At 46.4% G+C, this 11,695-nt stretch carries 10 protein-coding genes and 1 pseudogene; 5 read left to right on the forward strand and 6 right to left on the reverse strand.

Annotated features, from left to right (window positions below; translation table 11 throughout):
* Positions 1-6: 6 nt before the first annotated feature.
* On the reverse strand, positions 7-1,461 hold the full coding sequence (locus tag BGM23_RS16205; RefSeq protein ID WP_082359949.1) for an aminotransferase-like domain-containing protein: 1,455 nt from the start codon (positions 1,459-1,461) through the stop codon (positions 7-9).
* A 66-nt stretch (positions 1,462-1,527) separates the two neighbouring features.
* On the opposite strand from BGM23_RS16205, the pseudogene BGM23_RS16210 reads away from it, so the two are divergent.
* Both BGM23_RS16210 and BGM23_RS16215 read left to right on the forward strand, forming a co-directional pair.
* A pseudogene (locus tag BGM23_RS16210) lies at positions 1,528-2,189 on the forward strand (LysE family transporter).
* Positions 2,190-2,238: 49 nt separating this feature from the next.
* Positions 2,239-2,748, forward strand: coding sequence for a DinB family protein (locus BGM23_RS16215; protein ID WP_029726286.1), 510 nt, complete (start codon positions 2,239-2,241; stop codon positions 2,746-2,748).
* A gap of 50 nt (positions 2,749-2,798) precedes the next feature.
* Here BGM23_RS16215 and iolX read toward each other — a convergent pair whose 3' ends face one another.
* The 3 genes from iolX to BGM23_RS16230 all read right to left on the reverse strand — a co-directional run bounded on the left by iolX (position 2,799) and on the right by BGM23_RS16230 (position 5,930).
* On the reverse strand, positions 2,799-3,827 hold the full coding sequence (gene iolX, locus BGM23_RS16220) for a scyllo-inositol 2-dehydrogenase (protein WP_015715649.1): 1,029 nt from the start codon (positions 3,825-3,827) through the stop codon (positions 2,799-2,801).
* 208 nt (positions 3,828-4,035) lie between these two features.
* Positions 4,036-5,049 carry a transcriptional regulator DegA gene (gene degA, locus BGM23_RS16225; protein ID WP_046664071.1) on the reverse strand — a complete coding sequence of 338 codons (1,014 nt, stop codon included), beginning with the start codon at positions 5,047-5,049 and terminating at the stop codon, positions 4,036-4,038.
* 17 nt (positions 5,050-5,066) lie between these two features.
* The gene (locus BGM23_RS16230; RefSeq protein WP_015715646.1) at positions 5,067-5,930 is read right to left on the reverse strand and encodes an AraC family transcriptional regulator; all 864 of its coding nucleotides are present in this window, start codon (positions 5,928-5,930) and stop codon (positions 5,067-5,069) included.
* A 123-nt stretch (positions 5,931-6,053) separates the two neighbouring features.
* Between BGM23_RS16230 and BGM23_RS16235 the strand changes: the two genes are divergently transcribed.
* Positions 6,054-7,421 carry an MATE family efflux transporter gene (locus BGM23_RS16235; protein WP_014476390.1) on the forward strand — a complete coding sequence of 456 codons (1,368 nt, stop codon included), beginning with the start codon at positions 6,054-6,056 and terminating at the stop codon, positions 7,419-7,421.
* Positions 7,422-7,451: 30 nt separating this feature from the next.
* On the opposite strand, the gene farP is transcribed toward BGM23_RS16235, so the two are convergent.
* A complete protein-coding gene (gene farP, locus BGM23_RS16240; protein ID WP_072692639.1) occupies positions 7,452-8,276 on the reverse strand; it encodes a farnesyl diphosphate phosphatase in 825 nt (274 codons plus the stop codon).
* A 231-nt stretch (positions 8,277-8,507) separates the two neighbouring features.
* On the opposite strand from farP, the gene BGM23_RS16245 reads away from it, so the two are divergent.
* Positions 8,508-9,011 (forward strand): DinB family protein, encoded by a 504-nt coding sequence (locus BGM23_RS16245; RefSeq protein ID WP_072692640.1) that lies wholly within the window; start codon positions 8,508-8,510, stop codon positions 9,009-9,011.
* Between the two features lie 105 nt (positions 9,012-9,116).
* Here the strand turns inward: BGM23_RS16245 and asnB are convergent, their stop codons facing one another.
* Positions 9,117-10,961 carry an asparagine synthase (glutamine-hydrolyzing) gene (gene asnB / locus BGM23_RS16250; protein WP_003233080.1) on the reverse strand — a complete coding sequence of 615 codons (1,845 nt, stop codon included), beginning with the start codon at positions 10,959-10,961 and terminating at the stop codon, positions 9,117-9,119.
* Between the two features lie 145 nt (positions 10,962-11,106).
* On the opposite strand from asnB, the gene BGM23_RS16255 reads away from it, so the two are divergent.
* On the forward strand, positions 11,107-11,688 hold the full coding sequence (locus tag BGM23_RS16255) for a DUF2777 domain-containing protein (RefSeq protein WP_072692655.1): 582 nt from the start codon (positions 11,107-11,109) through the stop codon (positions 11,686-11,688).
* The last annotated feature ends 7 nt before the right edge of the window (positions 11,689-11,695 follow it).

The raw sequence follows: 11,695 nt of genomic DNA on the forward strand, positions 1-11,695 counted from the left end.
CAAAGCCTAGGACATCATCAGGCGGCGGGCTGTTTCAGCTGCCGCTTTAATGCCAGTTTCCAAATCTCCAAGAGATGCATAGGAATATGACAGCCTGATGCTGTTTCGGTCTTCACCGTCATAAATGCAGCCGGGATTCACAAGCACCTGCCGTTTCAGCAATCCATAAAAGAAACGGCTGACAGGCAGGTTTTTGTGAAATGTCACCCAAATATAAAAGCCGCCTGCGGGAATCCGCCACGTGGCAATGTCCCCGGCATACCGCTCGAGAAAATGAACGGCGGCGTCTCTCCTTTCTTTAAGCTTCCTGCGTACCCAAGTCAGATGCTCTTCATAATACCCCTGTGACAGCCACTCGGCAGCCGCCCACTGGGACAGGCCGCTTGATCCGTAGTCTGTCTGCATTTTAATGTCCGCCAACCTTTCAATAACCGGCTCCGGACCGGCAAGCCAGCCGATTCGCAGACCGGGGCTAACCGTTTTTGAAAACGTGCCCAGATACAGAATATTGCCCTCATGATCCATTGCTTTCAACGGCTGCGGAGGTTTTTCTTCAAACCATAAATCACCGTACGCATCATCCTCAATGATGGGCAGCTGCTCTTTTTTTGACAGGCTGATGATCTCTTTCCTTCGCTGCTCTGACATGACTGTGCCTGTCGGATTATGAAACGACGGAATCGTGTAAAGCAGCTGTCCTCCATATTGTTTTCGATTAGAAGAAACAAGCCCCGCTTTGACCCCTTCATCATCCATCGGCAAGCCGCGAAGCCGCATCCCAGCTGATTGAAATACATGCAAGGATTGAAGGTAGGACGGCTTCTCCGTCAAAATGACAGAATCTCGTTTTAAAAGTCCAATTGAGATGAGCTGAAGTGCCTGAAGTGCACCGGACACAATTAAAATTGCAGACGGTGACACATGGATCTTCTTTCCTTTTAAATGGTCGGCCACTGCCTCCCGCAGCTGACGGTTTCCTTTCGGCTGCTCATATCCTAAAGACAGGAAGCCCGGATTGATTTGCTGAAACATCCGTCCAATTGTGTCAGCAGGCACAAGATCCGGTGAAAGTTCTCCAGTTCCTAATCTGATGATATCCGCTCTTGGTTCGTTCTGATTAATAGCTTGGATGATGGAAGAATTGGCGCGATGAATGCCCGAACGGACGTAATCGCTCCAATCAAGCGGAGGCTCAGCCGCCAGCACGCTCCAAGTACTGTTTACAACCTTCGTACCGCCGCCTCTTCTTCCCTCTAACAAGCCTTGAGACGTGAGTTCATCTATGGCTGCTGTGACTGTGCTGCGGTTGACTTGAAACATGCCGGCCAGCGTTCTCTGTGAGGGGATTTTCGTCCCTACAGCCCACTCTCCGTGAAGAATCTTGTCTTTCATATATTGTTCGATCTGCCGATGCAGCGGAACATCCGACTTTCGGCTTGGCTGCCATTGCGACAAGGTCATGCCCCCCTTTTTTACACATTATACATTTGGCTGGTTCCTAACCCAACCAAATGGCTGGAGACTTTAGTGACAATCTCTCTTATGATTGAAAAAAATGTGAAGGGAGCTTTTTCAGCATGAATGCAATCATTCACGGAATTGTGCTCGCGTTTGGCTTAATTTTGCCGCTGGGAGTGCAGAATGTGTTTATTTTTCAGCAAGGCGCGTGGCAAAAGCATATTTGGCGGGCTCTCCCAGCTGTCATCAGCGCTTCAGTCTGCGATACCCTGTTAATCGTATTAGCCGTTGCGGGCGTATCTGTCATTGTGCAGGAGCTGCCTGTGTTTGAGACAGTCATGATGGCCGGCGGATTTTTATTTTTGCTCTATATGGGCTGGGTGACTTGGAACAGCCGTCCGAACACAAGCCAAAATGAGAAACATACGTTCACACCAAAAAAGCAAGCTGCGTTAGCGGCCGCTGTTTCTCTTTTAAACCCGCATGCCATTCTGGACACGATCGGCGTCATCGGCACGAGCTCTCTTCAATATTCGGGGCTTGAGAAATGGCTCTTTATGGCCGCCTGCATCGCTGTGTCTTGGATTTGGTTTATCAGCCTTGCAATAGCGGGCCGGTTGTTTCAGACGATAGATACGAGCGGCAGCCTTATGCTGATCGTAAACAAATGCTCTGCAGCGGTCATGTGGGCAGCGGCAGGATATTTTGGGGTGTCACTCTTTTGCAATTGAAGGAGAAACAGATGAAAAAAACGAATTTCTTAGAAAAGGGGGCATGCTGATGACTGATGCAAAACAGTTTTATGACTATCATTCTTGGGCAAACAAGAAAATATTTACCCATATCGAAAACCTGCCGGAGGAAACTGCCTATCAAGAAGTAAAGAGCGTATTTCCTTCTGTCAGCGACGTGCTGCTTCATATGTGCAGGGCTGACTACATTTGGCTGAATGTTCTTTCGGGAGTGGCCTACCAAGAGATTATAGACAGCGCAGGCAAATTACAGTCCGCGCAAGGTAATATGGCAGCGATTAAACAGCACGCTGCCGAGCTGGAGTCACAGTATCATGATTTCTTCAGCCGCCAGACGGACTTAGAACAGACCTTCACAATGCAGCATCCGAAACTAGGTACACTGGAATCAACCTATGCAGACACCATCCTGCATGTCGTCAATCACGGCACTTACCACAGAGGAAACGTAACCGCCATGCTGAGACAGCTGGGCCATTCAGGCGTACCTACTGATTATATGTACTATTTATATGAGAAAAGAGAAAGCAAGGGCTAAAATGTCCTTGCTTTTTTTTGCGGAAAGCCTCAAATGCAACACATTAGCTTTTACATACCTGTATAAGCGCGCTTCACATCAAGCTGTACGGGCCTGCCGCTCTTATAGGAATTGGTCGCCGCGATGCCCACTTCTAAATTGATCGTCGCATCGATATCTGTCACAATCGGTGTTTTTCGATCCCGGACACACTCGGCAAAATGCTGAAGCTCCAAGCAGTAGGCTTCATGAAAACGAGTTTGAAAGTCTGGAATGATATCAAAACTGCTCCCTTTAGCCGATAGGATGGTCACATGTTGATGTCTCAATGTTCCTATGAAAATACTGCCCTCTGTCCCGATCACCTCCGCCCGAATGTCATGTCCATATGGAGAGGTTCTGCTTGCCTCGACGTCCCCCGCTGCGCCGGAGTCAAATTCAATATACGTCAGCGCCTGATCCACATCACCGTACTGCTCCATAAACGGATTGTTCAGAATCCTGCCGTGTCCTGAAACAGAAGTGATTTCCGCCCCTAGCAAATAACGGGCAATATCATAGTCATGGATGGAACAGTCGATAAAAATTCCACCGCTGTGTTTGATAAATTCTGCAGGAGGCGCGCCTTGGTCGCGCGTAAAGCCTTTATAATAGATAGGTTTGCCGATTTCTCCAGCGTCGATCCGCCGTTTGGCATCTGCGTATGCTGGATCGAACCGTCTCATAAAGCCGACTTGGCAGATGACACCTGTCTCCTGCACTTTTTCAGAAACTGCTCTAGATTCCTCAAGGCTTAATGTCAGCGGTTTTTCAACAAAGATCTGTTTGCCGTTCTCGGCAGCTTTGATGATCATATCACCATGTGTGCTTGTCGGCGTTACGATAATGACAGCGTCAATGCCGGTATCTTCTAACACTTCATACGGGTCCTCTGACCATTTTTCGATACCGAGTTCTCTGGCAACCTGCTCCGCTCTCCCTTTTAACGGATCACCGACACAAACCAGCTTTGCCCCCGGCACACTGGTGACGAGATTTTTCGCATGATAATAACCGAGCCTTCCTAATCCCAATACTGCGCACCTTACTTGATGTTCCACGTCCCATCCTCTCCTTTATCTCATTTCGGGCTCGCTTTGGGAAAGCGCTTTCTCTTAACAGCTAAAAAAACAGCGGTTCTATCCGCTCTGCCATTTTGCGCAAGCGCTTTCTCAAAAGATGGTTTCATTTTACACTGCCTTTGGTTTACACGCAATATGTTTTTTTGGCTTCAACTGTCCTAATGAAAAAACCCGCTCATTAGCGGGCTCATGTGTTGAGCGGTGATGTAGAATGTCTGACTACAAGCTCAGGTGGGAGCACTATTTTTTGTTTCGCCTTTCGTTTTCCCTCTATTGCTTCTGCCAGCAGTTCGATGACGCTCCGCCCCATCTCTTTTATCGGCTGGGCTACGGTTGTCAGGGGCGGAGCCGCCATTTCTGCGAGTATCGTATTATCAAAACCAATGATAGAAAGATCATCCGGCACTTTTATGCTTCTTATTCTCGCAGCTTGTATGGCGGCACAAGCCAATACGTCGTTGAAGGCAAAAATAGCAGTCGGAGCGTTTCTGTCGAGCAATTTTCCCGCTTCTTCCTTGCCGCTTTCCAAGGAAAACCGCGTCTGGATGATAAGTGATTCATCAATGGGCACGCCCGCTTCCTCCATCGCCTGACGGAAGCCTTTGATTCTATTTTTTTCGCCTGTCGTTGACCCGTCTCCGATAATGCAGGCGATGTTCGTGTGGCCGAGTGACAGAAGATGCTTGGCAGCCTCATATCCGCCACGAACGTCATCTATCACAACAATATCCATCGGAAGAAGCGGCTTATCCTGAGAAATCATGGCAATCGGAATTTGTTCACTGGCGATTTCCTCCAAAGCAGACATACTGTCATGGCTTTCAATCCCTGTTGCAAAAATAATGCCATCCACCTTTTTCTGTTTCAGCACAGAAAAATACTTTGTTTCTTTTTTCGGATCGTAATCGGTGCTGCAAATCAACATTTGAAAACCGAGCTCATCCGCTATTTCCTCAATGCTTTTGGCCAGTTCGCCGTAAAACGGATTTGAAATATCAGGCGCCACGAGAGCAATCATATTCGTTCGTTTTCCCGTTAACGCCGCGGCGTGGACATTGGGCGTGTATGCCATTTCATTCATGACATTCATGACCTTCTGCCGTGTTTTATCGCTGATTCTCCCCGTATTGTTAATCACACGCGACACAGTTGTGATAGAGACACCCGCCGCCTTTGCCACATCGTAAATTGTTGTTTTCATGTTCATCCCTCGTCTGGTTATTGAACTTTCCGGCTGACAATTTTCCGGTATTCAATTGGTGAAATGCCTTCTATCTGCTTAAAGAGTTTTGAAAAGTATGTCGGATCTTCCATTCCGACCGTTTCCGCAATAACGCCCATTTTATCATTTGTAGAGGATAAAAGACGCTTCGCTTCCGTCATTCTCACCCGGTTCGTGTATTGTGCCGGAGTTACGCCGAGCACCTGCTGCATGCAGCGGCTCACATAATCCTGATGATAGTGAAGGGCGAGCGACAGATCCTTGATTGTCGTCTTTTCCTTATAGTGCTCCTGTAAGTACCGGGCCGCCTCCCAGGCTACCCGCTCTTTCGCAGACGGTATTTGGAACGCTTCTTTTTGAAGATGCAGCATCAGCTCCTCAAATAAAATTTGCTTTCTGAGCGGCAAATCAGAGTTTTCCGCGGAGTAATCGATCAGCTTTTCAAACTGCTGCGCCATAAACTGCGGGCGCTGCACCTTGCCTTTTCTCGGCAAGGCCAATCCGTAGCGGGCCGGCTCTTCGAAGCTCCCTTTTTCCTGCTGAAGCTCAGACCAGTTGCTGCCTCCCTTTGTCGTAAATTCATAACGATGTTCATCGAAGTGAAGCCAATAGTAGGAGGTTGCTTCATCACTGCCCTTCGTCCCGTAGTGTTCAAGACCGGGAGAAAGCAAGATGTACTCGCCGCCTTCAACAGAAAACGATGTTTCATTTTCCGTTATATATAACGTTCCCTGTTTGACATATATCAGATCAAACACGGAGAATACACGTTTCACATGGGTTTCTCCTTTTTTAAAAACCCCTTCCCCGGCTGCGATAAATACCGGAAAAGGCGGGACTGTAAACAGGATGCGAGGCATTTGAATCATCCTCCTTTTTAAGTCGGATTTTTACAAGAAGTATCGTTTCTATCCCTTTTTATTATAAGGAAATGGAGGTACACTTTAAAACGTTGATTTTATTTACGAAAGGGGTTAGACACTATGAAACAAGCTGTCTTCAAATCAACTGCTTTGAAAAAACCCGCTGACAAAACGTTCTCATTATTTTCGCTTACTTGGCCGATCTTCATTGAGGTCTCATTATATATGTTTATGGGTAATGCCGATACACTGATGCTCAGCCAATACTCGGATAACAGCGTGGCAGCAGTCGGCGTCAGCAACCAGATTTTAAATTTAATTATCGTGATGTTCAGCTTTATCGCAACAGGAACGACCGTTATCATTTCGCAATTTCTAGGCTCACGGCAAAAGAAAGAAGCCATGGAAGTCGCTTATGTGTCAATCGGCGCCAACTTCTTCATCAGCCTGGCCATCAGCGCCGTCGTCTTTTTCGCGGCTGTCCCTCTGCTTCATATGATGGGATTATCAAACGCACTGATGCCTGATGCGAAAGTCTTTTTACAAGTTGTCGGAGGTCTGTCCTTTATTCAGGCTTTAATCATGACATTCAGCGCGATCTTAAAAAGCTACGGCTACACAAAAGATACAATGTTTGTCACTATCGGCATGAACATTTTAAACATTGCCGGAAACTTTGTTGTGATTTTCGGTTTGTTCGGCTTTCCTGTTCTCGGCGTTGCCGGTGTGGCCATGTCCACATCTATCGCCCGCGTCATCGGATTAATCGCGATGATTGTGATTGTCAACAAACGCATCCAGCTGAAGATGTCGCTGAAAAAAGTCTTTCATATGCATAAAGAGCATTTGCGCAAGCTGCTGAAAATCGGCATTCCTTCTGCGGGAGAGCAGCTTTCATACAACCTTTCGCAAATGATTGTCACGTATTTTATCGCCATCATGGGCGCGCAGGCGTTGACAACAAAAGTGTATACGCAAAATATTACGATGTTTATTTTGCTGTTCGGCACTGCGATCAGCCAGGGTACACAAATCTTAATCGGCCGTTATATCGGCGGCAAACAATTTGATGCCGCTTATGAGCGCTGCATGAAGAGCTTATATTGGGCACTCGGAATTGCTGCGGCTACCTCTGTTTTGATGACGATCTTTTCAAAAGACCTGATCGGACTCTTCACACAAAGCCCTGACATTATAGCAACTGCAAGCCTATTGATTGCCATGACCATTATCCTTGAACCAGGCCGCTCGTTTAATGTCATTATCATTAACTCTCTGCGGGCCGCGGGGGATGCGAAATTCCCGGTTTACATGGCAATGATTTCAATGTGGGGCATCGGCCTCCCGCTTGCTTATCTTTTCGGCATCCACCTCGGTTTCGGTCTTGCCGGCATTTGGATTTCTTTTATCGCGGATGAATGGGTCCGGGGAATCTTAATGTACAGAAGATGGCGCTCACGTATTTGGATTCAAAAAGGTATGGCATAACACCCGGCTCAATCAAGGCCGGGTGTTTTTTTAGATATCAGAGAGAATCTGCTTCACTTCGGTCTCTGTGAGAGCGAAGTGATGTTGAAATACATCGTGCTGCTTCGCCCGGATTTTTTCTATAACAGCCCGGTGCAAATGAAGAGCGGCTTTCACCGTTTTTTGAGAATACTGCGGAAATAGCGGCAAGGCATCCTGACACTCTTCAAGGTAGGCTTCTGCTTCAAAAGCGATATACTCCCACGTCATTGTGAACGCCTTATTCACGGTGCCTTTTTGGAGATCAGCCTCTGTATAGCCGAATTGCTGCATTACCTGACGGGGAATGCGGTTTTTTTGCTGATCTGTGCCAAGATCACTTAAGAAGCGAACCAGCTGTATGGCCAAGCCGAGAGAGACGGCTGCTTGTTTGAGCTGATCTTGTTTTCGGCGTGTCAGTATCGGCAGCAGCATCAATCCGGCAGCACCGCCCGTCCGATATGCGTACATGAGCAGTTCATCAAGGTCATCATACGGCTTGGCGTCTTCTTTTTGTGCGGCAATAAACTCCCGAAAAGGTTCGCTTTCCAATGTAAAGGTCCGATACGCATGATCAAAAGCCTTCCATAGATGTTGATTACCGTTATTTGTCCTTTGGTAAACATGATCAGCTTTAGCTTCAAATGCGGGCAATACCTTTTCGTCTGCACTGGCCGCCGTGTGGCAAAACGACAATACTGCCCAAGAGGCTTGTCTTTGCTTTAGCGGGAGATATGATAATGCTTTGAAACAGGCTGGCGCGTATTCGCCAACAATCTGTCCGCATTGCTGGTAAGCTTCTTTTATCTCTTTCATTTTCTCACTCCTATGTATCACTGCTTCTTCAAGTCTAGTATGTTTTTTCCTAATTGTATATGAAGAAAATGCCGATTCTTACTTTGTAAAAGTAACAAGACGCACAGCATCATCGACGAGATATGCATTATTATTTTTAATGCCATACAACAGGTAGAATGTAAACATTTCTCAATCATCACTTCAATAATAGAGGAATCACGGAAAAAAGGGCTAATTGTTATGATACATGATAGTATTGGAGTGAGTTCAGTGATGAAATTTTTTGAATATAACTGGCAGGTTAGAGATCAATGGTTTACTTGGTGTCATCAACTAACCACTGAAGAATTACTTAAAAACCGTCTTGGCGGAGTAGAGAATATTTTATATACCCTTTTTCATATTATTGATGTGGAATATAGTTGGATTCGTGCTATCCAAGGAAAAGAAGATATCGCTGTTCAGTTCGCTGATTATCAAACACTCAATAAAGTGAAATCTCTCTCAAATACATTCCGAACTGAAATAATTGATGTTTTACAAACACATTCAGATCAAATAAAAGATGAACTTGTAAGCGTTCCTTGGAAGACAGGTGTTTTATATACGCGAGATGAAATATTACACCATATCATCGCTCACGAAATTCACCATATTGGTCAACTTTCTGTATGGGCTAGGGAATTAAAGTTAAGCCCGGTATCAGCTAGTTTTATCGGCAGAACATTAAAACCTATTCATTCTTATTGCAGGAATGCGGGGGCAATTCGATAGTGCTGTTGTACAAAAAAGGATAGATAGAGCATATATTTCCCTGCTCATCTATCCTTCTTATTTAAATCTATACATCTCTGGCTTTTAATCACATTTGTATTGAACCTACCTCTCGTCAATATCAATGCGATACGCTTCAAACCATGTATGAATTTGAGCAAGATGGGCGATCAGCTGGGGCCCCTTCATGAGCTGCCCGAACCACGGCACCTTGAAGGAGGAGCCTTCCGTTTCTAAAAGCTGATCTAATTGTTTTCTGTCCAGTAAGGTATGGAGCACGGAGTCCTTTTGGCTTCTGATCGTTTTCAGCCATTCGCTGACGCCTTTTGTATATTCCGGATGGTGTGTTTTCGGATACGGGCTTTTTTTGCGATACAGAATGTCATCAGGCAAAATACCTTCAAGCGCTTTGCGTAAAATGCCTTTTTCCCGATTATCATGCATTTTCATTTCCCACGGAATATTCCAAACATATTCCACAAGCCGGTGATCGGCGAACGGCACCCGCACTTCCAGGCTCGCCCCCATGCTCATGCGATCCTTCCGATCCAAAAGGTTCGTCATAAACCAAAGCATATTTAAATAGAACAGCTGTCTTCTTGCTTTATCCACACCCGTTTCACCATCTAATAATGGCGTTTCTGCCAAGGTTTCTTCATATTTGGCATTTACGTATTCTTTCAGATTCAATTTTTTCTGCCATGAGTCAGAAAGCAGCTTGATCCGCTCCTCCGTTGATCTCATCCATGGAAAGCCAGACTCAACATCTGCCGTATGGAACCACGGGTACCCGCCGAAAATCTCATCCGCGCATTCTCCCGATAGGCTGACGACAAAGTCCTTTTTGATTTCCCGGCAAAACCACAGCAGGGATGAGTCGACATCTGCCATTCCCGGCAAGTCTTTGACCAGTACAGCTTCCTCCAAATGATCAACGAGGTCTTTTTGGCTGATGACGCATTTGTGGTGCGTTGTGCCGAAAGCCTCTGTCATTTTTTCAATCCATGGTCCGTCATCATTCGGCTGAAAAGCGCTTGCTTGAAAATATTTATCGTTCTCTTCGTAATCAATCGAATAAGTATGAAGCGGTGCTTTTCCTTCCTTTTCAAAATGGCCCGCCGCAATCGCTGTAATCGCGCTTGAGTCCAGACCGCCTGATAGGAATGTGCAAACAGGCACATCCGACACAAGCTGCCGCGTCACCGCGTCCTGAAATAACGATCTGACATTGGCAACCGTGTCATCAAAACTGTCCGTATGTTTTTCGCTTTCAACATTCCAATAACGCCAAATATTAAGTCCGTCTTTGGAAAATGTCAGCGCGTGAGCCGGGCGGATTTCTTTTATGCCTTTAAATATGCCAGTGCCCGGGGTTCTGGACGGTCCAAGACCGAAAATTTCAGAAAGTCCCGTTCTGTCCACTCTCGCTTTTATATCAGGGTGCGCGAGGATTGCTTTGATTTCCGAACCGAAGAGAAATGAAGAGCCTTCCTTCGTGTAAAAAAACGGCTTTACGCCGAGACGGTCTCTCGCGGCAAACAACAAATTTCGCTTTTCATCCCACACAGCGAAAGCGAATATGCCATTGAGATGGTCGACACAGTCTTCCTGCCATTCGATGTAGCTGTGCAGAAGCACCTCGGTATCTGACGTACGCTCGAATTGATGGCCCCGCGCCCGCAATTCTTTGCGCAAATCTTCCGTGTTATAAAGCTCGCCATTGTAAATAATGGTGTACGTATCGCCTTTATAGGTACACGCCATCGGCTGGCGTCCGCCTTCAATATCAACAACCGCAAGTCTTTTATGTCCGAACAAAACATGGTGCTCCCCCCAAACGTTTGAATCATCAGGCCCTCGTTTGGAAAGAGTGTCTGTCATTCTGTCCATCGTTTGTTTTTCCTGGACGAGCTGCTTTTTAAAATCGACCCAACCCGTAATTCCACACATGTGACATCAGCTCCAATCCCGTTTCTTTCGTAACAATTTCGTTTCTTTCAGCACCTTAGTAAGTTTATGCATCTATAGGCAGATAGTTGATTTGTCCATAAAAGAGTTGTATGGGACAGGCTTGAATTGGAAAGAAAAGAGAGGAATGAAGAAAAAGGAGACAGCATGGATGAAACGGAAACAATTGTTATATACAGAGGAACGAAAGTGGGAATACGGCACCATCCTCATTGAAGACGGCATCTGCTTAATCGAAAACGGTGAAGGCGATATACTGCTGGCGGACAGTCTCCAACACAGCCCAATCTGGATCCATCATAAAGGAAAGTGGGAGCAAGCCGGCTTTCAGGACAAGTTGGTTTTGGCATGCGGTGCAGAAAACATCTCCCTTTCCGGCGGAGAACGCATCCGCTATGAGAAATCAGTCAAGCGGCCGCTCATGGCGCTTTTGGATTCGCTTGACGACGAAACCTTTCTCGCATTTCTGCAGCACTTGCACAGCTTTGGCTTATCGGTATTCGATTGCGTCTTTTCTTATAATAAAGGAGTCTTTTCGAATACTTCGGCGGGGCAGGGTGTGTCCTTTTATCACTTTTCAAATGACACCGCACAATGCGCGATGCAGCATCACTACAGCAGCGAAGGGACAGGAGACCGTTTTGAATGGACGGCTTCAAACGGAAAGCGATCCATTATGTATTCAGCAGTCCAACGGGGGCGCAAATAAAAAAGCG

Source organism: Bacillus sp. FJAT-14266 (assembly GCF_001719225.1).
In the GTDB taxonomy this organism is placed as follows: Bacteria; Bacillota; Bacilli; order Bacillales; family Bacillaceae; genus Bacillus; species Bacillus subtilis.

What these genes read in the sequence shown, in the direction of transcription:
- BGM23_RS16205 (WP_082359949.1), bottom strand. Translation starts at nt 1,461, where the DNA reads ATGACCTTGTCGCAATGGCAGCCAAGCCGAAAGTCGGATGTTCCGCTG.
- BGM23_RS16215 (WP_029726286.1), top strand. Translation starts at nt 2,239, where the DNA reads ATGACTGATGCAAAACAGTTTTATGACTATCATTCTTGGGCAAACAAG.
- degA (WP_046664071.1), bottom strand. Translation starts at nt 5,049, where the DNA reads ATGAAAACAACAATTTACGATGTGGCAAAGGCGGCGGGTGTCTCTATC.
- BGM23_RS16230 (WP_015715646.1), bottom strand. Translation starts at nt 5,930, where the DNA reads ATGCCTCGCATCCTGTTTACAGTCCCGCCTTTTCCGGTATTTATCGCA.
- BGM23_RS16235 (WP_014476390.1), top strand. Translation starts at nt 6,054, where the DNA reads ATGAAACAAGCTGTCTTCAAATCAACTGCTTTGAAAAAACCCGCTGAC.
- asnB (WP_003233080.1), bottom strand. Translation starts at nt 10,961, where the DNA reads ATGTGTGGAATTACGGGTTGGGTCGATTTTAAAAAGCAGCTCGTCCAG.
- BGM23_RS16255 (WP_072692655.1), top strand. Translation starts at nt 11,107, where the DNA reads ATGAAGAAAAAGGAGACAGCATGGATGAAACGGAAACAATTGTTATAT.